This window comes from Actinomadura luteofluorescens (assembly GCF_013409365.1).
Classification (GTDB): domain Bacteria; phylum Actinomycetota; class Actinomycetes; order Streptosporangiales; family Streptosporangiaceae; genus Spirillospora; species Spirillospora luteofluorescens.
In genome coordinates, this window is record NZ_JACCBA010000001.1 from 9,300,219 (window position 1) to 9,327,209 (window position 26,991).

Below are 26,991 nucleotides of genomic sequence, written 5' to 3' on the forward strand. Positions count from 1 at the left end.
CGGGCCGTTGAGCCCCGCCGAGCCGGTCTGGGAACCGGCCCTCGAAGCCCTGCCGTACCCGCGCCGCATGCGGGAGCTCGCCCTGCGGGCCCGCCGCGCCGCCGGGACCCCCGAACTCCGCGAGGCCCTCGCCGACCTTTCGGCTCGCGGGCCCTGCGAACGCCGGACCGCCCTGCACATCGCCTTGGCAGCGCGCGATCTCCCGTACCTGGAACGCGTCCTCGCGGGTCCCGACATGGCGCTGCGCCGCGCCGCCCTGCGGGCCGTCCGCACGCTGCCCGTCTCCGACGACGCCGCGGCGGCGGTGCTGGACGACGCGCCCGCCGACCTGCGCCGCGCGCTCTACAGGACGCTCCGTCACTCCCGCCGCGCGGCGCTCGCCGACCGGCTCCTGCCGGACGTCCGCGAACGCTGGGGCGACCGCGAAGCCGCGGCCCTCCTGCCGGCCTGCACGAGCGAGACGGCCGCGCGGCTCCTGCCCGATCTGGAGCACGCGGTCACCGCGTGGCGCGCCCTGGCCGAACGCCATCCCGGGGCCTTCCTCGCCCGCGGCCGCGACCATGCGCGCGGATGGTCCTGGTGGAGGCGGTGCAGGGCCGGCCTCCCGGCGCTGGTCCGCCATGATCCGGCCGGGGTTCTGGAACTGCTCGAGGCCAACGGCCGCCGCCTGGCGCTGACGCGGCTGCCGAGCACCTGCTTCCCGGCCCTGTTCAGGTTCGACCCGGTCAGGGCAGCGCGGGTGGTGCGGCGAGCGGGCCTCTGGAACCGGTTCCCGGCCGCGTACTTCGAGCACGTGGGCCGCCTGCCTGCAGAGGAGCTCCAGGAGTTCGTTCCGTCCGACCCGCACTCGCTGCGCGAGCTCCTCGCGCACGTCCCGCCGGGCCGCCGGGCCGAGGTCTACGACCTCGCGCAAGGAGATGGGCACCCGGGCCTGGCGGCGCTGCCGCTGCTCGCCCTCCTGCCCCCGGACCGGGCGGCCGGAGAGGCTCGCCGGATGCTCGACTGGCACGGCTCGGTGTGGCACTCGCCGCGATCCCGGCTGGACGACCCCGGGATACCGCTGAAGCTCACGGCCCATCTCCCGTACGCGGAGGCGGCCGGGCCGCTGAGGGAGGCGGCGCTCGGCGGGGACCCCCGGCTGCGCGGGCTCGCCCGCACCCTCCTGGTCGAGGCGACCGCCCGCACCGGCGGCGCGGCGCCCCTGCGCGACCTCGTCGTCGAACTCGCACGCCGCACGCGCAACGAACGGGATCCGCTACGGGCGGAGCTCGTGGCCGCCCTGGCCTCCGTCGAGGTCCACCTCCTGGACGACGCGTTCGCCGAGCCGCTGGAGGAGATCGCCGCCGCGTCCGTCGGCGCGCGGGACTCCTCCCCGGCCACCCGGCGGGGGCTGCGCGATCTGGCGGACCGCGTCCTCGCCCATTCGGCGCAGCCCGCGCTCCTGCGGTGGGCGCTCGGCGCCTACGCCCTCCTCGTGGCCCGGCGGGGGACGGAGGCGCTCGACGGCCACCGCCTCGACCGCGTGCTTCCCCGCGGCCGGGAGCGCGAGCTGTTCGCCGTCCTGCGCCCCGAGCCGGATGACCACGAGGTGGTCGTCGCGCTTGCCCGGGCCCTCGGACGGCGGGCGTTCGCGCTGGCGGACCTCCAGGACCGGCTGCGGACGGCGGTCCGCGAGGCGCCCGAGCCGCTCGCCCGAGAGGCCGCGGCGCTGTGGCTGGCCGACCCGGCGCGGCGCGAACGGCGCGCCGCGGAGCTGGCGGCCGCCGACGCCTCCGCGATCGCCCTGCCCGAGGTCTGGCGCGTCGTCGCCGGCCGCCGCACCGATCTGCTCCTGCCCGCGCTGGAGCGCGCGCGGCCGGGCAGGTTCGGGGACCCGGGCGGGATCCCGGCGATCCAGCCGCAGCAACCCGGCCGCTGGACACCTGGCCAGGTCGGGCGCGTGCGGGAACTCCTGGCCTCGGCGCCGGGACCGGTCGGCGCCAGGATCACCGCCGTCGCCTCGCTCGGACGGCTCCCCGGCGGCCTCGACGACCTCGCCGCCCGGGCCGACGGGGACGAGCCTGGCCTCGCCGAGGCCGCTCTGGAGGCGATGGCGGCCTCGGACCGCCCGGCCGAGACCCTCGCGGTGCTCCTGCGCCACGCCAGGGGACGGCGATCGGCGGTCGCGGTGGCGGCGCTGGCGCGGGTGGCCGCCGCCGTCCCGCCGTCCCGCCTCGGTCCGGCCCTGGCGGAGGCGCTGACCGGCCCGGACGGCACGGTGGCCGTCCGGAAGCAGGCGGCCCGCCTCATCGAACGGATGCGCGTCCCGGGGGCGGCGGAGGCCCTGCTGCACGCGTGGGACGACCCCCGCCTCCACCGGGACGTCCGCGTCGCGGTCGCGGCGGCGCTCCGACGGATGCCGGAGGACCTCCGCGCGTTCGCCGCGCTGGACGCCGCCGCCGGGCCGTACTCCTCGGAGCCGCTGCTTCGCATGCTCCTCCAGGCCAAGCCCGCGGAGTACGCGCCCGCGCACCGTCCCGCCTACGCCGCGCTGGTCCGCAGGCTCGGTGTGGCGGCGGACGGCCCCGGCGTCCGGTTCCGGGCGTCCAAGGCGTTCGCGGCCTGGGTGCGCTGGTACACCGGCGACCACGAGGCCGTCCTCGCGGCCGTCGCCGATCCCGCCGACCCTGCCGGGGACGACGAGCTGCCCGTCCTCAACGCCCTGGTGCGGGCGGGCTCGGTGGCGGAGGAGGCGCTCGGTGTGCTGTCGGCCCTGCTGGCCGCGGAGCCGGGCAAGCGCGCGCGGTCGCGGATCGCGGCCGTGGCCCATGTGATCGGCGGCCTGCCCGCCGGGCACCCGAACGCGCCGCTCGCCCGCCGCGTGGTGGCGATGCTCGCCGAGCATCCCCTCCACCTGGCCGGCGCCGTGGACGTCGCGCTCCTGTCGGCCCGCCTGAACGTCGACGACGCCTCCGCCGAGCGGATCGCCGAAGAGCTCGCGGACCTGGCCGCCCTGCTCCGCGGCCGCCCCGTCCTGGCCTCCAGGGTCGCCGACCGGCGGCTGGACCACGCGCTGGGCGGCCCGAGGAGGCGGGGGATCGGCGCCCCGGACCGGCTCCTGCCCGCCGCCCGCGCCCTCACCGGACGCGACGACGTGGCCTCGCACCTGCTCGCCGTCGGGGTCGTCCGCAGGGGCGGCCTGGCCGCCGGATGGACCGGCGAATGGCGCGGCCTCCTGGACGGGCTGCGCCGGTCCCCCCACGTGGAGGTCCGCCAGGACGCATGGGACGTCATCACCGCGTGACCTGCGTCACAGTCGGCGGTGGCGTGCGGCGGCGGTGCGGGAGTACACAAAGGACCGGGGTCCCGACTGTCATGTCTGCGAGGGTGAAGGGGGCTGTGAAGTGGCAAGAATGGTCTGAGTATGGACAAGGAGGTCCCAGTGGTCGTGCTGCGCAGTTACGTGTCGGGTTCCTGGCGTGCCCCGGAGGACGAGGGGGCGCCGTTGCACGACGCCGTCACCGGCGAGGAGGTCGCCAGGATATCCTCGGCGGGGGTCGACATGGGCGCCGCCCTGGAGTACGGGCGTTCGGTCGGCGGCCCGGTGCTGAGGGAGCTGACGTTCCACCAGCGCGCGGCCCTGCTGAAGGCGCTCGCGTCCCATCTGCGGGAGCACCGCGAGGAGTTGTACGCCCTGTCGGCCAGGACGGGCGCGACGTTGAACGATTCGAAGTTCGACGTGGACGGCGGCATCGGCGTCCTGTTCGCCTACGCGAGCAAGGGCAAGCGGGAGCTGCCGAACGACACGGTGCTGGTCGAGGGCGACGTGGAGCCGCTCGGCAAGGGCGGGACGTTCGTCGGGCAGCACCTGTGCACGCCGTCGCGCGGCGTCGCGGTGCAGATCAACGCGTTCAACTTCCCGGTGTGGGGTCCGCTGGAGAAGTTCGCGCCCGCGTTCCTCGCGGGGATGCCGAGCCTGATCAAGCCGGCGAGCCAGACCGCCTACCTGACCGCCCGGCTGGTCGAGCTGGTCGTCGAGGCCGGGATCCTGCCCGAGGGCTCGGTGCAGATGGTCTGCGGCGAGCCGCGCGACCTGCTCGACCACCTCACCGAGCAGGACATCGTCGGGTTCACCGGGTCGGCGTCCACGGCCCGGCTGCTGCGCACCCACCCCGTCATCGTGGGGAACGCGGTGCGGTTCAACGCCGAGGCCGACTCGCTGAACTGCTCCGTCCTCGGGCCGGACGCGACGCCCGGCACGAAGGAGTTCGACCTGTACGTCCGGCAGCTCGCCACGGAGATGACCGTGAAGGCGGGCCAGAAGTGCACGGCGATCCGCCGGGCGCTCGTCCCCGCCGGGCTGATGGACGACGTCGCCGAGGCCGTCCGGGAGCGGCTCGCGAAGGTCACGATCGGGAACCCGTCCGACCCGTCGGTGCGGATGGGCGCCCTCGCCACGCTCGACCAGCGCGAGGAGGTGCGGCGCTCGCTGAAGGCCCTCACGGACGCCGGCCGCGTCGTGTTCGGCGACCCCGAGCGGGTCGAGGTCGTGGGCGCCGACGCCGAGCGCGGCGCGTTCATCTCCCCGGTGCTGCTGCGCGCCGACGACGCCGGCCGCGCCGAGCCGCACGAGGTCGAGGCGTTCGGCCCGGTCAGCACCCTGATGCCGTACGAGGGCGCCGAGCAGGCGGTCGAGCTGGCCGCGCGCGGGCGCGGCAGCCTCGCCGGGTCGGTCGTGACCGGCGACGCGGAGTTCGCCCGGACGGTGGTGCTCGGCGCCGCGCCGTGGCACGGCCGGCTGCTCGTGCTGAACGCCGAGGACGCCAAGGAGTCGACCGGGCACGGCTCGCCGCTGCCCTCGCTCGTCCACGGCGGCCCCGGGCGCGCCGGCGGCGGGGAGGAGATGGGCGGGATCCGCGGGGTGGTGCACCACATGCGGCGCACCGCCGTCCAGGCCGGGCCCGCGATGCTCACCTCCATCACCGGGCGCTGGGTCCCCGGCACCGACCGGACCGTCACCGACGTGCACCCGTTCCGCAAGCACCTGGAGGAGCTGAGCGTCGGTGACACCGCCGTCGGCGGCCCGCGCGTCGTCACCCTCGCCGACGTGGAGCACTTCGCCGAGTTCACCGGCGACACCTTCTACGCCCACACGGACGAGGACGCCGCCAGGGCGAACCCGTTCTTCGGCGGGCGCGTCGCGCACGGCTACCTCGTCGTGTCGTTCGCGGCCGGGCTGTTCGTGGAGCCGTCGCCGGGGCCCGTCCTGGCGAACTACGGCCTGGAGAACCTCCGGTTCCTCACGCCCGTCAAGCCGGGCGACGAGCTGACCGTCACCCTCACGGCCAAGCAGATCACGCCGCGCGAGGGCGCCGACTACGGCGAGGTCCGCTGGGACACCGACGTCACGAACCAGGAGGGCGCCTCGGTCGCCAAGTACGACGTCCTGACCCTGGTGGCCAAGCGCCCGCGGCACGACTGATCTTCGGGTCTGGGGAGCCGGACCGCGGGATGATACGCATGGAGGGAGGCGTCTGCGGGGGAGACGGTCACGTTCACCGCCGAACGGGGTGCGCCCATGATCAGTCCCCTGCACATCCAGACGGTGCGCGAGGTCGTCCGCACCGGCTCGTTCGCGGACGCGGCCCGCAACCTCGGGTACACCGCGTCCGCCGTCTCCCAGCAGATCGCCGCGCTGGAGCGCGCCTGCGGCCTGGTGCTGTTCGAGCGGCGGGCGCGCAGCGTGCGCCCGACGAGCGCCGCGTTCCTGATGGTCAGCAAGGGCAACGACGTGCTGTCGGCCCTCGACACCCTGGAGCGGGAGCTGCGCACGGTCGCCAGCGGCGAGCGCGGCGCCCTGCAGCTCGGCAGCTTCCCGACCGCCAGCGCCCGCATCCTGCCGCGGGTGCTGGCGGAGCTGTCGCGGGTGCGGCCCGGCATCGACATCACGCTGGCGGAGGGGGAGCCGGACGAGCTGCTGCCCGAGCTGCTCGACGGCGACCTCGACCTCCAGCTCGCCTACCGGTACGACCTGTTCCCGCGCACCTGGCCCGACCAGATCGTGGAGACGCCGGTGATGGACGAGAATCTGGTGCTGTGCGTCCCCCGGGACCACCCGCTCGCCGCGGGACGCACCGTGAGGCTGCGGGACCTGCGGTCGGAGACGTGGATCGCGAGCCGTCCCGAGAGCGCGGGCGCGCAGGCGCTGCTGCGGCTGTGCGGCACCGCCGGGTTCGTCCCCGACATCGCGTTCCGCAGCAACGACTACGCCGTGGTGTGCGGGCTGGTCGGGTGCGGGCTCGGCATCGCGCTCGTCCCGGCGCTCGGCTGCGTGCCGGCGCCGGGGCTGAGGACGCTGCGGCTCAGCCGCCGCAGCCCGCGGCGGCACGTCACCGTGCTGCGCCGCGCCACCAACACCAACCCGCTCGTCAAGGACGCCATGCGCGGCCTCATCGAGGTCGCCCGGGGCGTCCAGAGCGAGGTCAGCGGCGCCACCGGCCCTTGAGCTCCATCGCGGCGCGGACGCGTTCCTGCGCGAGCGCGACGGCGGCCTCGTGCGTCGTCGTGCCCTGTGCCCGGGCGGCGTCGAGGACCCGGGCGGTGTTGTCGCGCATCTTCGCCGAGACCGCCGCGAACACCGCGCCGGTGTCGGGGCGGAACGCCGAGTAGCGGGCGTCCATCGCGAACCCCGCCGCGACGACGCCGCCCGCGTTGGCGACGAAGTCCGGCACGACCGTCACGCCCCGCTCGGCGAGGACGCGCTGCGCCGCCCGGCCGGTGGGCAGGTTCGCGCCCTCCACCACGATCGCCGCCCGGACGTTCGCCGCCGCCTCCTCGTCGATGACGTCCTGCAGCGCGGCCGGGACGAGGACGTCGGCGGGGACCGACAGCTCGGCGCCGGGCGCCAGGAGCCGCCCGCCGTACTCCCGCACCGCCGCGTCGCCCGCCTCCGCGCGCAGGGCGAGGAGCCGCGCGACGTCCAGGCCGTCCGGGTCGTGCAGCGCGCCGTGCACGGTCGAGACCGCGACGACGGCCGCGCCCAGCTCGTGCAGGCGCCGCGCGGCCGCGTGCCCGACCGCGCCGAACCCCTGCACCGCGACCCGCGCGCCCCGCAGGGACGTCCCGGCGTGCTGGGCGGCGGCGTCGGCGGCCTCCGCGACCCCGAAGCCGGTCACGCCCAGCTCGTCGTAGGGCATGCCGCCGAGGACGTGCGGGGTGCCGACGGCCGCGCCCCGGTCGTCCAGCTCGTCCTGGACGATCGCCGCGTCCCGCTCCGACAGGCCCATGTCGAGGCCCGCCACGTACCGCTGGGGGATCTCCTGCGACAGCGCCCGCACGAACGCGCGCAGGACCGCCTCCCGGTCCGGCGACGCCGGGTCCGCCGCGATCCCGGCCTTGGCGCCGCCGAAGAACAGGTCGACGCCCGCCCACTTGTAGGTCATGACCCGGGCGAGCCGCGCCACCTCCGCGACCGTCACCGATGGGCTCATCCGCATGCCGCCCTTGCCCATGCCGCGGGCGGTGTTGTCGATGACGAGCACGCCCCGCATCCCGGTCCGGGCGTCGGAGACGCACACGACCCGCTCGGGGCCCCACTCGTCCATCAGCGCGAGCACGTCAGACACGGTTGATCTCCGGGCGGAGGGCGTCGCCGGCGAACCGCGCGGCGTGCAGGGGGGCGACGTCGGTGAAGGGGGCGCGGCCGAGGTACAGGTCGCGGACGACCTCGCCGACCGCCGGGCCCTGCAGGAAGCCGTGCCCGGAGAAGCCGGTCGCGTAGAGGAACCGCGGCACCGACGCGTCCTCGCCGATGAGCGCGTTGTGGTCGGGCGTCACCTCGTAGAGGCCCGCCCAGCCGCCCGTCAGCCCCGCGTTGAGCAGGCTCGGCGCGCGGGCGCCGATCGCCTCGCTGAGCCGGGGGAGCCACGCGTCGGACCGGTTCAGCAGGAAGCCGGGCCGCTCGTCGGGGTCGGACATGCCGAGCATCAGTCCCTCGCCCTCGGCGTGGAAGTAGAACGACGTCGTGAAGTCGATCGTCATCGGCACCGGGCGCGGCAGGTCCGGGAGCGGCTCGGTGAAGACGATCTGGCGGCGCAGCGGCTCGACCGGCAGGTCGACGCCCGCCATCCGCCCGACCGCCGCCGACCAGGCTCCGGCCGCGCAGACGACGGCGGGCGTGCGGATGCGCCCCCGCGAGGTCCGCACGGCCCTGATCTCGCCGCCGCCGGTCTCGATGCCGACGACCTCGCAGCCGGTGAGGATCCGCGCGCCGTGCCGGCGGGCGCCCGTCGCGTACCCGAGGACGACCGACTCGGGCGTGCAGTGCCCGTCGTCGGGGGAGAACGCGGCGGCCAGCAGCCCGTCGGGGACGATCAGCGGCGACAGCCGGCAGGCCTCCGCGACCGGGACCATCCGGCTCGGGACGCCCAGGTCGTTCTGCAGGGCGACGCCCGCCTCGAACGCCGCGACGTCCTCGGGCCGCGACAGCAGGAACAGGTACCCGACCCGGCGCAGGTCGATCTCCTGGCCGGGACGGCGGCCGAACCGGGTGAACGCCTCCAGGCTGCGGGCGCCGAGCCGGATGTTGACCTCGTCGGAGAACTGGGCGCGCACGCCGCCCGCCGCCTTGCACGTCGAGCCCGATCCGAGCGCGTCCCGCTCGACGAGCACCACGCGCGGCACGCCCGCCTCCGCGAGGTGGAACGCGATGCTCGTGCCCATCACGCCGCCGCCGATGACGACGACGTCGGCCTCGGTCTCCGCTCCGCTCCCCGTGTCGCTCCCCACGCCGGCCCCTACAGCCGGAAGCCGAGGTCGGGGGCGATCTCCAGGACGTCCATCTGCGCCTTCTGCAGCCGTCCCGAGGTGTCCCAGTTCATGGACTGCCAGCGGGTGAACTGGTCCAGCACCCACATGCCCGACTGGCGGCTGCCGTTGCCCGAACGCCCGTTCCCGCCGAACGGCAGGTGCGCCTCCGCGCCCGAGGTGGAGTTGTTGACGCTCACCATCCCGGCGGAGATCCGCCGCCGGAACGCGAAGACCTTCGCCGGGTCGGCGGTGTAGATCGACGCGGACAGGCCGTAGCCGGGGGCGTTGGCGAGGGCGATCGCCTCGTCCAGGGTCCGGTAGCGGGCCACGCCGATGATCGGCCCGAACGTCTCGTTCATGAACAGCTCGTCGCCGGGCCCCACCCAGTCGACGATCACCGGATGGTAGAACAGCCCCGCCTCGGGGTCTCCGGCGAAGCCCTCCCGCGGCGCGGCCGCCGTGATCCGCCCGGTGGCGGACGACCCGTGCACGGTGTGGCCCGGCCCGATCCAGCCGAGGACCTTCTCGAAGCCGTCCGCGAACCGCTCGCTGATCAGCGGCCCGAACAGCACGTCGCCCGCCGGGTCGCCGACGGCCGCGGCCCGCGTCGCCTCGTCCAGCAGCCGCACGAACTCGGCGTGCACCGACTCGTGGACGATCGCGGTCCCGAGGGAGGTGCAGCGCTGCCCGGCCGTCCCGAACCCCGAGAACAGGGCGCCCTGGACGGCGAGCGGGAGGTCGGCGTCCTCGGCGACGACCATCGGGTTCTTGCCGCCGAGTTCCAGGCACGGCGTCTGGAGGTGGCGGCCGCACAGCTCCCCGATCCGCGACCCGACCTCCGTGGAGCCGGTGAAGCCGACCTTGTCGACCAGTCCCTCGTCCAGCGCCCGCTCGAGGCCGCGGAAGGTCTCGGGGCCGTCGGCGTGGACGACGTTGAGGACGCCGTCCGGCAGTCCCGCGTGCGCGAACAGCTCGTAGAACGCGTCGGCGCAGGCCGCCGCGTACTCGGCGGGCTTCCACACCACCGCGTTCCCGCACAGCAGCGCCGGGACGATGTACCAGGACGGCACCGCGACCGGGAAGTTCCCCGCCGTGACGACGGTGACGACGCCGACCGGGTCCCGGAAGGTGAACAGCTGCTTGTCGGGCATCTCGGACGGGACGGTCTGCCCGTACAGCCGCCGCCCCTCCCCGAGGAAGAACGCGCAGGTGTCGGCGATCTCCTGGACCTCGCCGAGCGCCTCGGCGCGGGGCTTGCCGACCTCGCGGGTGACGATCGCCGCGAGGGCCGCCTTGTTGGCCTCGACGAGCCGGCCGACCGCGGCGACCACCTGCCCGCGGACGGGCGCCGGCACGTCCCGCCAGGCGTCCTGCGCCTCGCGGGCGGCCCGGCAGGCGCGCACGAGGTCGCCGGCCTCCGCGAGGGACACCTCGGCGACCGTCTCGGACGTGCGGGACGGGTCGGTGGAACGGTACGAGCGCGGCCCCGCCGGGATCCGGGCGCCGCCGATGACGGAGGTGAGCACGTTCCCAGCCTGAACGGGCCGCCCTCCCGCGCCAAGATCGGGCAGAGCGCGGCCTCCTTACCGCGAGGCCAAGCCGGGCTGAGCCTCCCCCGGAGGCGTCGTTAAGCGATCCTTGGCCAACTCCCCACCGGTTCGCGGCCTCGCCCGGCTTGGCCGCGCCCGGGGGCGCGGACGATGCTCGACACGCGTCCCGATCCGCACGCAGGAGCCCGCATGCCCGAGCCCGCCGACGTCCACTTCCTCGAGACGGCCGCGACCCTGGTGCCGTCCGGTGCGCCCGCCCCGCCGGGCGCGCCCAACGCCGAGCGCTGCCTGGAGCTGTTCGACGCGCAGCTCGGCAGCCGGCACCTCGACCTCGCCGCCCGACGCCTCCAGGCGCAGGGCCACGGCTTCTACACGATCGGCTCCTCGGGCCACGAGGGGAACGCGGCCGTCGCGGGCGCGCTCCGCCCGGACGACCCGGCGCTCCTGCACTACCGGTCGGGCGCGTTCTTCCTGGAGCGGGCGCGCCAGGTACCCGGCAGGAACCCGCTCCGCGACGTCCTCCTCGGGCTGGTCGCCGCCGCCGAGGAACCGATCGCGGGCGGACGCCACAAGGTGTTCGGCAGCCGTCCGCTCAACGTGATCCCGCAGACGTCCACCATCGCCTCGCACCTGCCGCGCGCGCTCGGCGTGGCCTTCGCGATCGAACGCGCCGCCCGGCTGGGCCTGGACTCGCCGTGGCCGCGCGACGCCGTCACCGTGTGCAGCTTCGGAGACGCCTCCGCCAACCACTCCACCGCCGCGGGCGCCGTCAACGCGGCCGTCAACTGCGGCTACCAGGGCCTTCCCCTGCCGCTCCTGCTCGTCTGCGAGGACAACGGGATCGGGATCAGCGTCCCCACGGCGCCCGGCTGGATCGAGGCCGCCTACGGTTCGCGGCCCGGCCTCGCCTACTTCCCCGCGGACGGCTGCGACCTCGCCGACGCCCACGCCGCTGCGGCGCGGGCGGCGGGCTGGGTCCGCGAACGCCGCCGTCCCGCGTTCCTGCACCTGCGGACCGTCCGCCTGATGGGCCACGCCGGCTCCGACGTCGAGTCGTCGTACCGGACCCCCGCCGAGATGGCGTCCGACCTGGAGCGGGACCCGCTCCTGCGGACCGCGCGCCTCCTCGTCGACCGCGGCGCCGCGACCGCGCGGGACATCGTCGGCCTCTACGAGGCCAAACGCGCGGAGGTCACGGCGCTGGCCGAGAAGGTCGCGGGGGCCCCGCGCCTGGCGTCCGCCCCGCAGGTCATGGCGCCCCTCCGGTACCCCCGCCCCGGCGGGAGGGCGCGTCGCGCGGACGGGGAGCCGGTCACGGTGGCTCAGGCGATCAACCGGACCCTCGGCGAGCTGCTGGACGAGCGGCCCGGCATGCTCGTCTTCGGCGAGGACGTGGCGCGCAAGGGCGGCGTCTACGGGGTCACGCGCGGGCTGGTGAAGAGGGCCGGGGCGGCGCGGGTGTTCGACACGATCCTGGACGAGCAGTCGATCCTCGGCCTCGCGCTCGGCTTCGGGATCTCCGGGATGCTGCCGGTCCCGGAGATCCAGTACCTCGCCTACCTGCACAACGCCGCCGACCAGCTCCGGGGCGAGGCGGCGACGCTGCCGTTCTTCTCCTCCGGGCGGTACCGCAACCCGATGGTCGTGCGGATCGCGGGCTACGCCTACCAGAAGGGGTTCGGCGGCCACTTCCACAACGACAACGCCGTCGCCGCGCTGCGCGACATCCCGGGGCTCGTCATCGCGTCACCGTCCCGGCCCGACGACGCCGCGGGGATGCTACGCGCGTGCGCGGACGCCGCCGAGCACGAGGGACGCGTGTGCGCGATGCTGGAGCCGATCGCGCTCTACCACGCCCGCGACCTGCACGAGGACGGCGACGGCGGGTGGCTGGCCCCGGCCGGCGGCACGGTCCCGATCGGGCGCGCCCGCACCTACGGTGACGGCGGCGACCTCACCGTCGTCACCTTCGCCAACGGCCTGCGGATGAGCCTGCGGGCGGCCCGCCGCCTGGAGGCCGGGGGCGTCCGGTGCCGGGTGCTCGACCTGCGCTGGCTGGCCCCGCTCCCGGTCGAGGATCTACTGCGCGAGGCCCGCGCCACCGGCGCGGTCCTGGTCGCGGACGAGACGCGCCGCACCGGGGGCGTCTCCGAGGGCGTCCTGACCGCGCTCGCCGACGCCGGCTTCCCGGGGCGCGCTGCCAGGGTCACGAGCGAGGACAGCTTCATCCCCCTGGGAGACGCCGCCTACCACGTCCTGCTGTCGGAGGCCGCGATCGAGGAGGCGGCGCGGAGGCTTCTCACGTCGCCTCGATGACGGGGTCGCCGCCCAGGTAGGCGGCCTTCACCCGGTCGTCCCGGGCGAGCGCGGACGCCGGGCCGTCCAGCACGATCCGGCCGGTCTCCAGGACGTAGGCGCGGTCGGCGAGGCGGAGCGTCTGGTGGGCGTTCTGCTCGACGATCAGGATCGTGGCGCCCTGGTCGCGGATCTCCCGCACGACCCGCAGCACCTGCTGCGCCGTCCGCGGCGCCAGCCCCATCGTCGGCTCGTCCAGGGCGAGCAGGCGCGGCCGCAGCATCAGCGCCCGGCCGATCGCGAGCATCTGCTGCTCGCCGCCCGACAGCAGCCCCGCGGGCTGCCCGCGGCGCTCCCCGAGGCGCGGGAACATGGCGTAGACCTCCTCCCGGCGGGCGGCGACGAGGGCCCGGTCGCGGCGCCGCAGGTACCCGCCGAGCAGCAGGTTCTCGGCGACGCTCAGCGCGGGGAACACGCGCCGCCCCTCCGGGACGTGCCCGAGCCCCGCCGCGACGACCCGGTGCGCGGCGAGCCTGGTGATGTCGCGGCCGTCGAACTCGACCCGCCCGGACCGGGCCCGGTGCAGGCCCGTCACGGTCCGCAGCGCGGTGGTCTTGCCGGCGCCGTTGCTGCCGAGCAGCGCGACGATCTCGCCCTCGCCGACCTCGAAGGAGATCCCCGACAGCGCCTCGACCTGGCCGTACCTGCTGCGCAGGTCGCTCACCCGCAGGAGCGTCACCGCAGCACCTCCGAGACGAGGTCGGTCTCCGGGTCGTCCGGCACGCCGAGGTAGGCGGCGACGACCCGCTGGTCCTCCTGGATCTCCGCCGGCGGCCCCACCGCGATCGTCCGCCCGTGCTCCAGCACCGTCACCCGGTCGGAGATCGACATGACCAGCGCCACGTCGTGCTCGATCAGCACCACGGCGGCGCCGAGCGCGCCGATACGGGAGATCAGCCCCATCAGCGCCCGCTTCTCGGTCGGGTTCGCGCCCGCGGCGGGCTCGTCCAGCAGCAGCACGCGGGGGTCGCCCGCGAGCGCCCGCGCGATCTCCAGCCGGCGCCGGTCGCCGTAGGCGAGCCCGCCCGCCGGGCGGTCGGCGGCCTCCAGCAGCCCGACGAAGTCCAGGCAGCGGCGCACCGCGTCGAGGTCGGCGCGCGACAGCGGCCGCAGCAGGGCCCGGTCGCGGGCGAACCGGCCGATCAGCACGTTCTCGGCGACGGTCATCTCCTCGAACAGCCGGATGCTCTGGAACGTGCGCGCGAGGCCGGCGGCGGCGACCCGGTGCGGGGGGAGGCCGCGCACGTCCCGCCCGGCGAGCACGACCGTCCCGGCCGAGGGCGCGATCATGCCGGTGACGCAGTTGAACGCGGTCGTCTTGCCGGCGCCGTTCGGGCCGATCACGCTGACGACCTGGCCGGCGTCGGCGCGCAGGGCGAGCCCGTCCACGGCCGTGACGCCGCCGAAGCGCCGGGTCAGGCCGTCCACCTCCAGCACCGTGTCCCGCGCGGCCGGCGGCTCGGGCGCGGGGCCCGGCCGCGCCGGGAGCCGCAGGCGGCGCGGCCGGTAGGGCCATACGCCCTGCGGCCGCAGGAGCACGATCGCGATGAGCAGCAGGGCGAAGAACAGCCCCCGGTACTCCTGGACGGTCCGCAGCACCTCCGGCAGCCCGACGATCACCACGGCGCCGACCATGACGCCGGGCCGGCTGCCCATCCCCCCGATGATCACCACGAGCAGGATCATCAGCGAGGTCAGGAACGTGAAGCTGGAGGGGTCCACGGTGCCGAGCTGCGCGGCGTTGAGCGGGCCCGCGACGGCCCCGGTCATCGCGCCGAGCACGTACGCCAGCAGCTTCACCCGCCGCGCCGGGACGCCGACCGCCTCGGCGGCGGTGTCGTCGGCCCGGACGGCGCGCCACGCGAAGGCGAGCCGCGACCGGGCCAGCAGCGCCGTCGCCGCCAGCACGACGGCGAAGAAGGCGAGCGCGAGGTGGAAGAAGGCCCCCGGCGTGACGATCTCCCGCCCGCCGACCGTCACCGGGGGGATCCCGGTCAGCCCGTTCGGGCCTCCGGTGACCTCCAGGTTGACCACCGTGATCCGGATGATCTCCCCGAAGCCGAGCGTGACGATCGCGAGGTAGTCGCTGCGCAGCCGCAGCGTCGGGTACCCGATGACCACCCCGGCCACCGCCGCGGCGGCCACCGCGACCGGCAGCGTCGCCCAGAAGTCCCACCCCAGCTTCAGCGTCAGCAGCCCGGAGGCGTACGCGCCGATCGCGAAGAACGCCGCGAACCCGAGGTCGAGCAGGCCCGCGTACCCGACGACGATGTTGATCCCGAGTCCGAGGATCGCGTAGACCAGGATCGTCCCGGCGACGGTGAGCGCGTAGTCGTCGAGGGTCTGCCCGGCGACCAGCGCCAGCGCGATGAGCAGCGGCCAGCCGCCGTACCGGACGGCCGTCCCACCGCCCGCGGGCAGCGCCGCCCGCGCCCTCACGCGCGCTCCACGACGCGCTCGCCGAACAGGCCGGTGGGTCTCAGCGCCAGCACCGCGATCAGTAGCCCGAAGATGATGACGTCCGTCCAGCGGGACGAGACGTACCCGGCGGAGAACGACTGGACGAGGCCGATGCACACGCCCGCGGCCATCGTCCCCGGCAGGTTGCCGATGCCGCCGAGCACCGCGGCGGTGAACGCGCGCAGGCCGATGAGGAAACCCATGCCGAAGCTGATCTGCACGTAGTACAGCCCGTACATGACGCCGGCCGCGCCCGCCAGCAGCGACCCGATGAAGAACGTCGTCAGGATCAACCGCTCCACGTTGATCCCCTGGAGCCGCGCCGCGTCGCGGTCCATCGCCAGCGCGCGCATCGCGGTCCCCGTCACGGTGCGGGTGACGAACAGCCACAGTGCCGCCATCAGCGCCACCGACAGCACGACCAGGACGAGCTGCCCCCAGGTGACGTGGACGGCGCCGCTGAGGATCCGGCCGCCGTCCAGCGCGTGCGGGTAGGACTTGAACCGGGCGTCGGTGAGCACCTTGACCCCCTCCTCCAGCGCCAGCGACACCCCGATCGCGGCGATCAGCAGCGCCAGCCGCGGCGACGACAGCAGCGGCACGTAGGCGGCCCTGGCGATGCCGGTGCCGACGACGCCGGTGGTCAGGGCGCCGACCACGACGGCGGCGAGGATGGCGGGCAGCGCCATCCCGCCGGTCGCGCCGAGCGCGGTCAGCGTCCCGAACCCGGCGAACGCGCCGATCATGAACACGTCGCCGTGCGCGAAGTTGATCAGCCGGACGACCCCGTAGATCATCGAGTAGCCCAGCGCGATCAGCGCGAGGAACGCCCCGATCGTCAGGCCGTTCACGAGGTACTGGACGAATTCGCTCATCGGGCCCCTGATCAGGAGGTCTTGGCGTCCACCCAGGTGGCGCCGCTCTCGTCGAGCTTCTTGTAGGCGGTGAACGCGCCGCCCTGGACCTGGACGGTGATGTAGAGCGGGTCGGTCCGGTCGCCCTTGGCGTCGAACGTGATGGGCCCGGTGATGCCCGGGAAGCCCTTGATCTTGTGGAGGGCCTCGGTGATCGCGGCGCCCCGGGTGGACCCCGCGTCGTCGATGGCCTTCGCGACGACCTTCACCGCGTCGTACTCGTACACCGAGAACGGCCCGGGGTCGGCGTGGTTCGCGGCCTTGTACGCCGAGACGAACGCCGCGGCGGCGGGCAGGTCCTTGGCCAGCGGCGCGGTGGTCGCGATGTAGCCGCCGGCCGCGGCTCCGGCCGTCTTCAGCACGGTGGAGTCGGTGGTGGCGTCCCCGCCCATGAGCGTGAACCTCAGCCCGAGCTGCTTGCGCTGCTTCATCAGCAGGCCCGCCTCGGCGAAGTAGCCGGTGAAGTACAGCACGTCCGGCCGCGTCGAGGCGATCTTCGTCAGGACGGGGCCGTAGTCGGACTGGCCGGGCTGCAGCGCGTTCTCGTAGACGACCTGGCCGCCCGCCTGCCGCGCCGAGTTCGCCGCCGCGTCCGCGAGGCCCTTGGCGTAGGTGGTGTTGTCGTGCAGCAGCGCGATCCGCTTGGCGCCGAGCGGCCCGGTCATGAACCTGGCGGCGACGAGGCCCTGGTTGTCGTCGCGCCCGCAGGTGCGGAACACCTTGCCCTTGCCGCTGTCGGTGAGGGAGGGGTTGGTGGAGGCGTCCATCACGAACGGGACGCCGCGCCTGCCGTAGATCGGGATCGCGGGCACCGCCGCGCCCGAGCAGTACCCGCCGGCGACCGCCACGACCCCGCTGTTGAGCAGCTTCTGCGCGGCCTGCGCGCCCTGCTGGGCGCTGCACTGGTCGTCGGCCTCCACGATCTGGATCTTGCGGCCGTCCACCCCGCCGGCCTTGTTGATCTCGTCGGCGGCGACCTTGGCCGCGGCGAGGATGTCCTGCCCCGCCGAGGCCGAGTCGCCGCTCAGCGGCGCCGGGACGCCGATCTTGATGGCGCCCGAGCCGCCGGAGCCGCCCGACCCGCAGGCCGCGGCGAGCGGGACGAGCAGCAGGCCGGCGCCCGCCGCGGTGAGCATCCGGAACCGGCGTCCGCGGTCCCGCGGGGTCAGTGGGGTCATCGGCGGCTCTCCGTCGCTCGTGGCCGGCAGGTCCTCGTGGTCCGGGATGGTGAAAGCGTGAAACGCCGCGGCACGGGCGTCGAGACGGGCAAGCATGCGATCTCATGCACTGATCGGTAAGGACCGCTTGCCCTTTCGCCACTCGACAGCGCGGCGGCGGCCTGGAAAGGATCTCCCCATGGCCGGTGTCCTGCTGCTGTCCGCGGCCGACGTGCGCGCGGTGTTCGACCTGCCCGCCGCGATCGCCTCGCAGCGGGAGGCGTTCGGCGCGCTCGGCCGCGGGCGGGCGCGGCTCGCGCCGCGGGTGCTGCTGGACGGTCCGGACGGCGACGTCGCCTTCGGCTACGTCTCCCGCCTGCCCGGCGCCGGCGCCGTCGCCAAGTTCGGGAGCGTCAACCCGGGCAACGCCGCGCGCGGCCTGCCGACCGTGGCGGCGCTGGTGACCGTCCAGGACCCGGTGGACGGCCGGCCCGTCGCGATCATCGAGGGCGAGGCCGTGACGACGCTGCGCACGTCGGCGGCGAGCGCGGTGGCGGCCGACCATCTCGCGCCGCGGGAGGCCTCCCGCCTCGCGGTCGTCGGCTGCGGCGTCCAGGGCCGCGCGCACGTGCGCGCGATGGCCGCGGTGCGTCCCCTCGCCGAGGTGGCGATGGCCTGCCGCCATCCCGGCACCTGCACCGTCGCCGCCGGGCTCGCGCGGGAGCTGGAGCTGCCGGTCGCGGCGGCGGCGTCCGCCCGCGAGGCGGTCCGGGGCGCGCAGATCGTCGTCACCGCCACCACCAGTGCCGAGCCGGTCGTCCTCGGCGCGTGGCTCGGCGCCGGGTGCACGGTCGTGAGCGTCGGATCGTTCGCGCCGGACCGGGCCGAGGTGGACGGCGAGGTCCTCGCCCGCGCCGCCTCGGTGGTGGTGGACGACGTGGCGACCGCCCTGGAGCACGCCGGCCCCGTCGTCGCCGCCGTGCGCGCGGGCGAGCTGGACCCCGGCCGGGTGCGGCCCCTGGGCCCGGTCGTCGCCGGCCTTGCCGCCGGGCGCCGCTCCGGATCCGACATCGTCTTCTACAACAGCGTCGGCCTCGGCGTGCAGGACGCGGCGGCGGCGTCCGTCATCGTCGACCGGGCCCGCGCGGCCGGCGCCGGCACGCTCGTGGAGCTCTGACCCCTCCGGGCCGCCGAGTACACTGGCCGTTCGATAGAGCGAACGTGAGCGAGCGAGCGGACGAGGGGCGGGAGCGTGGGGGCGTCAGGGGAATCGGTGCGGGACGTGCTGGCCGGCAACCTGCGCCGGGCGCGGCTGGAGCTCGGCCTGTCGCTGTCGGAGCTGTCCCGCCGATCGAAGATCGGCAAGGCGACGCTGTCCCAGCTGGAGGCGGGCGCCGGCAACCCCACGATCGAGACCGTGTTCAGCCTGTCGCGCGCGCTGGAGGTCCCCATCTCCGACCTGCTCGACCGCCAGGAGCCGTCCGGGCTCACGGTGGTGCGGGCGGCGGAGGTGGAGGTGCTGAGCGGGGAGGGCGTCGACCTGCGGCCGCTGCGCGGCATCGAGTCCGGCGGCGCCATGTTCGAGGTGTACGACCAGCAGGTCAGGGCCGGACGCCGGCAGGACTCGCTCGGCCACGTGGGGATGGAGCACACGATCGTCCAGTCCGGGCGGCTCGCCGTTCGGGTGGACGACCGGCACGTGGAGCTCGGGCCGGGCGACTACGTCGGCTTCGACGCGCGCCTGCCGCACAGCTACACCGCAGTCGAGGGGCCCGTCCGGTCTGTCCTGCTGCTCCAGTACAGCGCTGACCAGCGGCTTCACGCCTCGCCCGGAACTCCGTCCCATCTGGTCGAAACCCCCTGAATCCGGTTCCACCCGCGCGTTGACAGCGCGCGCGGGACGCGCCTACTCTCGGAATCGTTCGGTTTAACGAACGGCGAACGGGAGGGTCGATGACGCGGGTCGTGGTGCTGGGCGCCGGGATCATCGGCGCGGCCTGCGCCCGCGAGCTGGCCCTGGCGGGCTGCGCGGTCACCGTCGCCGACCGGGGCGGGCCCGCCGCCGGGACCACCGCCCACGGCGAGGGCAACGTCCTCGTCTCCGACAAGGGGCCGGGCCCGGAGCTCGAACTGGCGCGGCTCTCGCGCGAGCTGTGGCCCGCGATCCTGGACGGCGACCCGAACGCCGGCGGCGTCGAATGGGACGCCAAGGGCGGCATCGTCGTCGCCACCACTCCGGCGGGCGCCGAGGCGCTGACGGAGTTCGCCGACGCCCAGCGCGAGGCCGGGGTCGCCGCCGATGACCTGGACGCCGCCGCCCTCGCCGCCGCCGAACCCCACCTGACGCGCGACTTCGCCAAGGCCGTCCACTACCCCGAGGACGCGCAGGTCCAGCCCGCCGGGGCGGCCGTCGCCCTGCTGGCCGCCGCCGTGCGCGCCGGCGCGGTCCTGCGCACCGGATGCGAGGTCCTCGGCGCGGTCCGGCGCAACGGCCGCATCACCGGCGTCCGCACCTCCGGCGGGACGATCGAGGCCGACGCGGTCGTGAACGCGGCCGGCCCCTGGTCGGGGGAGGTCGCCGCGCGGCTCGGCGTCCGGCTCGGCGTCCGGCCCCGCCGCGGCGAGGTCCTGGTGACCGCGCCGATGCCGCCGACCGTCTTCCACAAGGTCTACGACGCCGACTACGTCGGCGCGGTCGGCAGCGGCGCCGGCGACCTGCAGGCGTCCGCCGTCGTCGAGTCCACCCGGGCCGGGACGATCCTCCTCGGCTCCTCGCGCCGCCGGGTCGGGTTCGACGACCGGATCCGCCCCGAGGTGCTGTCGGTCATCGCGGCCAAGGCGCTGCGGCTCTTCCCGTCCCTGGCCGGGGTACCGGTGATGCGCGCCTACGGCGGGTTCCGCCCGTACGTCGACGACCACCTGCCCGTCATCGGCGCCGACCCGCACCTGGAGGGCCTCTGGCACGCCACGGGGCACGAGGGCGCCGGGATCGGCCTGTCCGCCGGGACCGCCGCCGTCCTGCGCGACCTCATGCTCGGCCGCGCCCCCGCGATCGACGCGGCGCCGTTCCGCGCGGACCGGCCCGCCGCCCAGTGCGAAGGAGAGACCCGATGAGCGCGCGACTCGTTCCCGCCGCCGGCGACCGCACGGGGCGCCGCCCCGACGTTCCGCTGCGGATCACCGTGGACGGCGAGCCCGTGGACGGCGTCGCCGGCCAGACCCTCGCCGGAGTGCTGCTGGCGGCCGGCCGGCGCACCTGGCGGCGGGGCCCCTCCGGCGCCCCGCGCGGCGTGTTCTGCGGGATCGGCGCCTGCTTCGACTGCCTCCTCACCGTCAACGGCGTCCGCGACGTGCGCGCCTGCCGCCGCCGCGCCCGCGACGGCGACGCCGTCGCGACCCAGTCCCGGGACGCCCGGTGAGCCGGCACGTCGTGGTCGTCGGCTCCGGGCCCGCGGGGCTCGGCGCGGCGGCGGGCGCGCTGCGGGCCGGGGCCCGGGTCACGCTGCTCGACGCGGCCGAGGACCCCGGCGGCCAGTACCACCGGATGCCGCCCGCCGCGTTCGGCGCCGCCCGCCCCGGCCGCCTGCACCACGGGTGGCGCGGCTTCGAGCGGCTGCGCGACCGCGTGCTCGGCCATCCGCGCTGCGCCTGGTGGCCCGAGAGCGCCGTCTGGTCCGTCGACCGCACCGAACAGGGGCCGCCGCACGTCCACGTGCTGCGAGGTGAGGCCGACGGCGCCGGACGGGAACGGCACGTCCTGCGCCCGGACGGGCTGGTGCTCGCGCCGGGCGCCCACGACCGCGTCCTGCCGTTCCCCGGCTGGGAGCTGCCCGGCGTCTACACCGCCGGGGCGGCGCAGGCGCTGGCCAAGGGGGAGCGCCTGGTCGTCGGCGACCCCGTCCTGATCGCCGGCTCTGGACCGTTCCTGCTCCCGGTCGCGGCGTCGCTGATCGAGGCCGGCGCCACCGTCCTGGAGGTGCTGGAGGCCAACCCCGCCGCCACCGTCGCCCGCGGCTGGGCCGCGCGCCCGTGGGAGCTGGCGGCGCAGGCGGGCAAGGCGGGGGAGCTCGCGGGGTACGCGGGGCTCCTGGCCCGGCACCGCGTCCCGTACCGGACGGGCCGCGCCGTGATCGAGGCCCGGGGCGACGGGCGCGTCGAAGAGGCGGTCACGGCGCGGCTCCACCACGACTGGTCGGTCGTGCCCGGCACCGAGCGCACCGTCCCGGTGGACGCGCTCTGCGTCACCCACGGCTTCAGCCCGCAGCTCGAACTGCCCGTCGCCGCGGGCTGCCGGCTGCGCGGCGGCGCGTTCACCGACGTCGACGACGATCAGCGCACCAGCGTCCCCGGCGTCTACGCCGCCGGGGAGATCACCGGCATCGCCGGGGCGCCCGCGGCCCGCACCGAGGGGCTGCTCGCCGGCTGGGCCGCCGGGGGAGGGGACCCCGGCGACCGCGCGGCCGCCGCCCTGCGCCGGCGCCGCGACCGGGCGCGCGCGTTCGCCGGACGGCTCGCCGCCGCGCACCCCGTCGGCGCGGCGTGGCCCGGCTGGCTGCGCCCCGACACGATCGTCTGCCGCTGCGAGGAGACCGACTACGGGACCCTCCTGCACGCCGCGGACGGCGCGGCCGCCGGCTCCGCGCGCGCCGTCAGGCTCGGTACCCGCGCCGGCCTCGGCCCCTGCCAGGCCCGCGTCTGCGGCCCCACGGTCGCCGAACTGCTCCGCGGCCGGGCGGGCGGAGGCGATCCCCACCGCCGGCCCGTCGCCCAGCCCATCCGGCTCGGCGAGCTCGCGAACCCTCCAGTTGACACACCCGACAAGAAAGAGAGCGCCCGATGAGCGACAGCAAGCCCCTGAGCCTCGGCGGCGTCATCGTGGCGACGGCCCTGCCCTACCGCGAGGACGCCGCCGCCCCCGCCGGGCTCGCCGTCGACCACGACCGGTACGCCGAGCACTGCCGCTGGCTCGTCGACAACGGCTGCCGGGGCGTCGGCCCGAACGGGTCCCTCGGCGAGTACTCCTCGCTGACCGACGACGAGCGCCGCCGCGTCGCCCGCACCGCCGTCGAGGCGGTCGGCCGGGACGGCGTCGTCGTGGTCGGCGTGCACGGCCCCGGCTCCCACCAGGCCCGGCACTGGGCGCAGATCGCGGCGGAGGACGGCGCCGACGGCGTGCTGTGCCTGCCGCCGACGATGTACCGGGCCAACCGCGGCGAGATCATCGCGCACTTCGAGGCCGTCGCGTCCGTGGGCCTGCCGGTCATGGTCTACAACAACCCCATCGACACCAAGGTCGATCTCACCCCGGACCTGCTCGCCGAGATCGCCCAGATCGACGGGGTCGTCGCGGTCAAGGAGTTCTCCGGCGACGTCCGCCGCGTCCTGGAGATCCGGGAGCGGGCCCCGGGCCTGGAGGTCGTCGCCGGCGCCGACGACGTCACCCTGGAGGCGCTGCTCATGGGCGCGACCGGCTGGTTCGCGGGCTTCCCCAACGTCTTCCCCGCCGAGTCGGCGCTGCTGTTCGAGCTGGCCACGGCCGGGAAGCTGGAGGAGGCCCGCGCCCTGTACGAGCCGCTGGTCGCGGCGTTCCGCTGGGACTCGCGCACCGAGTTCGTCCAGGCGATCAAGCTTGGCATGGAGCAGGTCGGCCGGTACGGCGGCCCCTGCCGCCCGCCGCGCGGCCCCCTCGTGCCCGAGCACCGCGCCGCCGTCACCGCCGACATGGACCGCGCGATCGAGGCCCTCGCGCGGCGGCGGGCCGCCTGATGCGCTCGGCCCGGTCGATCAGCGCGGTCGACTCCCACACCGAGGGGATGCCGACGCGCGTCGTCACCGGCGGCGTCGCGCCCATCCCGGGCGCCACGATGGCCGAGCGGCGCCGCCACGCCGTGGAGCACCTGGACGGGCTGCGCCGCTTCCTGGTGGACGAGCCGCGCGGCCACCCCGCGATGAGCGGCGCCCTGCTCCAGCCGCCCACCCGCCCGGACGCCGACTGGGGGGTCGTCTACGTCGAGGTCAGCGGGTTCCTGCCGATGTGCGGGCACGGCACCATCGGCGTGGCGACCGTCCTCGTCGAGACCGGGATGGTGGAGGTGACCGAGCCGGAGACGATCGTGCGGCTGGACACCCCGGCCGGTCTCGTCGAGGCCCGCGTCGCGGTCCGCGACGGCGTCGCCGAGCACGTGACGCTCCGCAACGTCGCCTCGTTCGCGCTCCGGCAGGACGCCGTGGTGACGGTGCCCGGTCTCGGGGACGTCCGCTACGACCTGGCCTACGGCGGCAACTTCTACGCCATCACCGACCTGGAGCCGCTCGGCCTGCCGTTCGACCGGGCCCGCAAGGAGGACATCCTCCGGGTCGGGCTCGCGATCATGGAGGCGATCAACGGGACCGACCGCCCCGTCCATCCCGCCGACCCGCTGATCGGAGGCTGCAAGCACGTCCAGTTCCTCGCGCCAGGGTCGGACGCCAAGCGCTCCCGCAACGCGATGGCCATCCATCCGGGCTGGTTCGACCGGTCCCCGTGCGGCACCGGCACGTCCGCCCGCATGGCGCAGCTGCACGCCCGCGGCGAGCTGCCGCTGCACACCGAGTTCGTCAACGAGTCGTTCATCGGCACCCGGTTCACCGGGCGCCTGGTCGGCACCGCCGAGGCCGGCGGCCTGCCCGCGGTGATCCCCGAGTTCACCGGGCGGGCCTGGATCACCGGCACCGCCACCTACCTGCTCGACCCCGCCGACCCCTTCCCCGAGGGCTTCGTCCTCTAGGGGGGCCGGCCGGCTCTTCCCGAGCCCTGCACGGCGGCCCTGACCGCCGCTCCACACCCACCTTGGTATTCCCCTGCACCAGTCGGGAGGGACCTCCATGTCCCAAGCCATGCCGAAAACACGACCACCGCGGGGCCCGGCCGGGTCCGCGCTGTTCACCCGGGCCGGCGTCTTCCGCCTGAAACCCGTCGACTCCTCGGAGGAGGAGACCCCGGGCGGCCTCCGCCGCACCATGGGGCTGTGGCAGCTCGTCGCGCTCAGCCTCGGCGGGCTCGTCGGCGCGGGCGTGTTCTCGCTCGCCGGCGTCGTCGCCCACGACGACGCCGGGCCCGGCGTGATGATCTCCTTCCTGATCGCCATCATCGCCAGCGCCGCCGCCGCGCTCTGCTACGCCGAGTTCGCCGGCACCATCCCGAAGGCCGGCTCCGCCTACACCTACTCCTACGCCGCGCTCGGCGAGGCGATCGGGTGGGCGATCGGATGGGACCTGCTGCTGGAGTACACCGCGATCGTCGCCGTCGTCGCGATCGCCATCTCCGGCTACCTGTCCTACATTCTCGACCAGATCGGCCTGGACATCCCGGACTGGGCGCTCGGCGCGCCCGGCACCGGCGCCGGCCACAAGGTCGACCTCTTCGCGGCGCTGCTGTGCCTGCTGCTGGCGTTCGTGCTGTCGCGCGGGACGAAGGAGTCCGCGCGGTTCGAGACGATCCTCGTCGTGGTCAAGCTCGCCATCGTCGCGCTGGTCATCGTCGCGGGAGCGTTCCACGTCTCCGCCGGCAACTTCAGCCCGTTCCTGCCGTTCGGCATCGGCGGGGCCGTCGCCGGGGCCGCCACCACCTTCTTCGCCGTGTACGGCTACGACGCCATGAGCGCGGCCGCGGAGGAGAGCGCCGAGGCCAAGAAGGTGCTCCCGAAGGCGATCGTCATCTCGCTGGCCATCGCCGCGGTCATCTACCTGCTGGTCTGCATCGTCCTGCTCGGCATGCAGGACTACCGGCAGATCGACGTCAAGAGCCCGTTCTCCAGCGCGCTCGCCTCGGTCGGCCTGACCGGCCTCGGCACGATCGTCGCGGTCGGCGCCGTCGTCGGCATCACCACCTCCGCGCTCGCGAACATGCTGGCGGTCACGCGCGTCTGGTTCTCGATGAGCCGGGACGGCCTGCTGCCCGCCTACTTCGCCCGCAACCACCCGCGGCGGCAGGTGCCGACCCGCGTCATCTGGCTCGTCGGGATCGGCTCGGCGGTCATCGCGGGCCTGCTGCCCATCAAGGAGGCGGCCGACCTCACCAACATCGGCATCCTGATGGCGTTCATCGTCGTCGCGATTGCCGTCATGGTGATGCGCCGCACCCGCCCCGACCTGCCGCGCTCGTTCCGCACCCCCTGGGTGCCGGTGGTGCCGCTCGTCGGCATCGCCTTCTCGATCTGGCTGATCGCCAACCTCGACTGGATCACCTGGGTCCGGTTCGCGGTGTGGATGGTGATCGGCCTGGTCGTCTACGCGCTGTACGGGTACCGCAACTCGGTGGAGAACCGGGCGCCGCGGTCCGCCCGCACCGCCCCGAACACCGAGGACGAAGGGAGCACCTCATGACACCGGACCAGGCCGTCTCCGCGGCGGTCGCCGCCGCGCCAGGCTGGGCCGCCTCCCCGCCGGCCGAACGCGCCGCCCACCTGACGGCGGTCGCGGACGCGCTGGAGGCCGCCCGCGGTGAACTGGTCGCCCTCGCCGACGAGGAGAGCCGCCTCGGCGAGGCGCGCCTGAACGGCGAGCTGACCCGCACCGCGTTCCAGCTGAGGCTGTTCGCCGAGCAGGTCCTGGAGGGCGCCTTCCACGACGCCCGCATCGACCGGCCCGACCCGGACTGGCCGACCGGCCCGCGCCCGGACCTGCGCCGCCACCGGACGGCCGTCGGCCCGGTGCTGGTGTTCGCGGCGAGCAACTTCCCGTTCGCCTTCAGCGTCGCCGGCGGCGACACCGCGTCGGCGTGGGCGGCGGGGTGCCCCGTCGTGGTCAAGGCGCACCCCGGCCACCCCCGGCTGTCGCGCCGGACGGCCGAGGTGATCGCGGGCGCCGGGCTCCCGGACGGCGTGTTCGCCCTGATCGAGGGCGAGGACGCCGGAGTCGAGGCGCTGCGGCATCCCGGCGTGGCCGCCGCCGCGTTCACCGGATCCCAGCGGGGCGGCCTCGCCCTCGCGAGGATCGCGGCGGAGCGGCCCGTCCCCATCCCGTTCTACGGCGAGATGGGCAGCGTGAACCCGTCCGTGGTGACGCCCGGCGCGGCGGCGGCCCGCGCCGAGGAGATCGCCGGGGAGTACGCGGCGTCCCTCACGCTGGGAGCCGGCCAGTTCTGCACGAACCCCGGCCTGCTGTTCGCGCCGGCCGGTCTGCTGGACGGCATCGCGGCGCGGCTCGGCGAGATCGCCGGCGCGCCGATGCTCAACGACCGGATCAGCTCCGGGTACCTGGACGCGGCGGGCACGCTGGGCGCCAGGCCCGGCGTGCGGCGCCTCGTCTGGCCGGACGAGGGGGACGCGCTGACTCCGCGCCTGCTCGCCATGGACCTCGCGGCGTTCAAGGCCGACATCGACGCCGCGTCGGAGGAGTGCTTCGGCCCCCTCGGCCTCGTCGTCACCTACGAGCGCCTCGCCGACCTCACCGGCGTCGTGGCGGCGCTTCCCGGCCAGCTCACCGCCTCGCTGCACGCCGAACCGGAGGAGACCGGAGACCTCGCGGCGCTCGCCGCCGTGCTCGCCGGCCGCAGCGGCCGCGTGCTGTGGAACCAGTGGCCCACCGGCGTGTCCGTCACGCACGCGATGCAGCACGGCGGGCCGTACCCGGCCACGACGGCGCCCTCCACCACCTCGGTCGGCACGGCCGCGATGGAGCGGTTCCTGCGTCCCGTCGCCTACCAGGGCTGGCCGCAGGACCTGCTCCCGCCGCCGCTCCGCGACGACAACCCGTGGAAGGTCCCGCAGGCCGTCCGCTGAGCCCGTC

Annotated in this window: 20 protein-coding genes; 13 read left to right on the forward strand and 7 right to left on the reverse strand. The window is 75.4% G+C overall.

What is annotated here, in order from left to right:
- Positions 1–67: 67 nt before the first annotated feature.
- The 3 genes from BJY14_RS42760 to BJY14_RS42770 all read left to right on the forward strand — a co-directional run bounded on the left by BJY14_RS42760 (position 68) and on the right by BJY14_RS42770 (position 6,484).
- Positions 68–3,283, forward strand: a complete 3,216-nt coding sequence (locus BJY14_RS42760) for a hypothetical protein (protein WP_179848810.1) — start codon at positions 68–70, stop codon at positions 3,281–3,283.
- A 120-nt stretch (positions 3,284–3,403) separates the two neighbouring features.
- Positions 3,404–5,461, forward strand: a complete 2,058-nt coding sequence (gene paaZ / locus BJY14_RS42765; protein WP_179848811.1) for a phenylacetic acid degradation bifunctional protein PaaZ — start codon at positions 3,404–3,406, stop codon at positions 5,459–5,461.
- A 96-nt stretch (positions 5,462–5,557) separates the two neighbouring features.
- On the forward strand, positions 5,558–6,484 hold the full coding sequence (locus BJY14_RS42770; RefSeq protein ID WP_179848812.1) for a LysR family transcriptional regulator: 927 nt from the start codon (positions 5,558–5,560) through the stop codon (positions 6,482–6,484).
- On the opposite strand, the gene BJY14_RS42775 is transcribed toward BJY14_RS42770, so the two are convergent.
- From BJY14_RS42775 to BJY14_RS42785, 3 genes are read right to left on the reverse strand one after another with little or no spacing between them, the layout of a single operon-like run.
- The gene (locus BJY14_RS42775; RefSeq protein WP_179848813.1) at positions 6,462–7,604 is read right to left on the reverse strand and encodes a Glu/Leu/Phe/Val family dehydrogenase; all 1,143 of its coding nucleotides are present in this window, start codon (positions 7,602–7,604) and stop codon (positions 6,462–6,464) included. The two genes, BJY14_RS42770 and BJY14_RS42775, sit on opposite strands and share 23 nt — an antisense overlap.
- The gene (locus BJY14_RS42780) at positions 7,597–8,766 is read right to left on the reverse strand and encodes an NAD(P)/FAD-dependent oxidoreductase (RefSeq protein ID WP_312879741.1); all 1,170 of its coding nucleotides are present in this window, start codon (positions 8,764–8,766) and stop codon (positions 7,597–7,599) included. Before BJY14_RS42780 ends, BJY14_RS42775 begins: the two co-directional genes overlap by 8 nt.
- A gap of 8 nt (positions 8,767–8,774) precedes the next feature.
- Positions 8,775–10,313, reverse strand: coding sequence for an aldehyde dehydrogenase family protein (locus tag BJY14_RS42785; RefSeq protein ID WP_179848814.1), 1,539 nt, complete (start codon positions 10,311–10,313; stop codon positions 8,775–8,777).
- A gap of 213 nt (positions 10,314–10,526) precedes the next feature.
- Here BJY14_RS42785 and BJY14_RS42790 point away from each other — a divergent pair, with 213 nt between their 5' ends.
- Positions 10,527–12,653 (forward strand): thiamine pyrophosphate-dependent enzyme, encoded by a 2,127-nt coding sequence (locus BJY14_RS42790; RefSeq protein ID WP_179848815.1) that lies wholly within the window; start codon positions 10,527–10,529, stop codon positions 12,651–12,653.
- On the opposite strand, the gene BJY14_RS42795 is transcribed toward BJY14_RS42790, so the two are convergent.
- Genes BJY14_RS42795 through BJY14_RS42810 form a run of 4 tightly spaced genes read right to left on the reverse strand, consistent with a single transcriptional unit; the run spans position 12,637 to position 17,244 of the window.
- On the reverse strand, positions 12,637–13,371 hold the full coding sequence (locus tag BJY14_RS42795) for an ABC transporter ATP-binding protein (protein WP_179848816.1): 735 nt from the start codon (positions 13,369–13,371) through the stop codon (positions 12,637–12,639). The two genes, BJY14_RS42790 and BJY14_RS42795, sit on opposite strands and share 17 nt — an antisense overlap.
- Positions 13,368–15,131, reverse strand: coding sequence for a branched-chain amino acid ABC transporter ATP-binding protein/permease (locus tag BJY14_RS46165; protein ID WP_179848817.1), 1,764 nt, complete (start codon positions 15,129–15,131; stop codon positions 13,368–13,370). Before BJY14_RS46165 ends, BJY14_RS42795 begins: the two co-directional genes overlap by 4 nt.
- A complete protein-coding gene (locus tag BJY14_RS42805) occupies positions 15,128–16,027 on the reverse strand; it encodes a branched-chain amino acid ABC transporter permease (RefSeq protein ID WP_179848818.1) in 900 nt (299 codons plus the stop codon). The genes BJY14_RS46165 and BJY14_RS42805 overlap by 4 nt, the downstream gene beginning before the upstream one ends.
- A gap of 11 nt (positions 16,028–16,038) precedes the next feature.
- On the reverse strand, positions 16,039–17,244 hold the full coding sequence (locus BJY14_RS42810; protein ID WP_179848819.1) for a branched-chain amino acid ABC transporter substrate-binding protein: 1,206 nt from the start codon (positions 17,242–17,244) through the stop codon (positions 16,039–16,041).
- A gap of 178 nt (positions 17,245–17,422) precedes the next feature.
- Between BJY14_RS42810 and BJY14_RS42815 the strand changes: the two genes are divergently transcribed.
- The 9 genes from BJY14_RS42815 (at position 17,423) to BJY14_RS42855 (ending at position 26,984) form a co-directional block, all read left to right on the forward strand.
- Positions 17,423–18,400: an ornithine cyclodeaminase family protein gene (locus BJY14_RS42815; RefSeq protein ID WP_179848820.1), complete on the forward strand. Its 978-nt coding sequence runs from the start codon at positions 17,423–17,425 to the stop codon at positions 18,398–18,400.
- Between the two features lie 96 nt (positions 18,401–18,496).
- Complete coding sequence (locus BJY14_RS42820; RefSeq protein WP_312879742.1) at positions 18,497–19,087, forward strand: helix-turn-helix domain-containing protein; 591 nt, start codon at positions 18,497–18,499, stop codon at positions 19,085–19,087.
- 89 nt (positions 19,088–19,176) lie between these two features.
- Entirely contained in the window at positions 19,177–20,337 is a 1,161-nt protein-coding gene (locus tag BJY14_RS42825) for an NAD(P)/FAD-dependent oxidoreductase (RefSeq protein WP_179848822.1), read from the forward strand.
- Positions 20,334–20,642 carry a (2Fe-2S)-binding protein gene (locus BJY14_RS42830; RefSeq protein ID WP_179848823.1) on the forward strand — a complete coding sequence of 103 codons (309 nt, stop codon included), beginning with the start codon at positions 20,334–20,336 and terminating at the stop codon, positions 20,640–20,642. The genes BJY14_RS42825 and BJY14_RS42830 overlap by 4 nt, the downstream gene beginning before the upstream one ends.
- Positions 20,639–22,063 (forward strand): FAD-dependent oxidoreductase, encoded by a 1,425-nt coding sequence (locus BJY14_RS42835; protein WP_179848824.1) that lies wholly within the window; start codon positions 20,639–20,641, stop codon positions 22,061–22,063. Before BJY14_RS42830 ends, BJY14_RS42835 begins: the two co-directional genes overlap by 4 nt.
- Positions 22,060–22,989 carry a dihydrodipicolinate synthase family protein gene (locus BJY14_RS42840; protein ID WP_179848825.1) on the forward strand — a complete coding sequence of 310 codons (930 nt, stop codon included), beginning with the start codon at positions 22,060–22,062 and terminating at the stop codon, positions 22,987–22,989. Before BJY14_RS42835 ends, BJY14_RS42840 begins: the two co-directional genes overlap by 4 nt.
- Positions 22,989–23,990: a proline racemase family protein gene (locus BJY14_RS42845; RefSeq protein ID WP_179848826.1), complete on the forward strand. Its 1,002-nt coding sequence runs from the start codon at positions 22,989–22,991 to the stop codon at positions 23,988–23,990. Before BJY14_RS42840 ends, BJY14_RS42845 begins: the two co-directional genes overlap by 1 nt.
- A 97-nt stretch (positions 23,991–24,087) precedes the next feature.
- On the forward strand, positions 24,088–25,587 hold the full coding sequence (locus tag BJY14_RS42850) for an amino acid permease (RefSeq protein ID WP_246396326.1): 1,500 nt from the start codon (positions 24,088–24,090) through the stop codon (positions 25,585–25,587).
- Positions 25,584–26,984, forward strand: a complete 1,401-nt coding sequence (locus tag BJY14_RS42855; protein ID WP_179848827.1) for an aldehyde dehydrogenase (NADP(+)) — start codon at positions 25,584–25,586, stop codon at positions 26,982–26,984. The genes BJY14_RS42850 and BJY14_RS42855 overlap by 4 nt, the downstream gene beginning before the upstream one ends.
- Positions 26,985–26,991 lie beyond the last annotated feature (7 nt).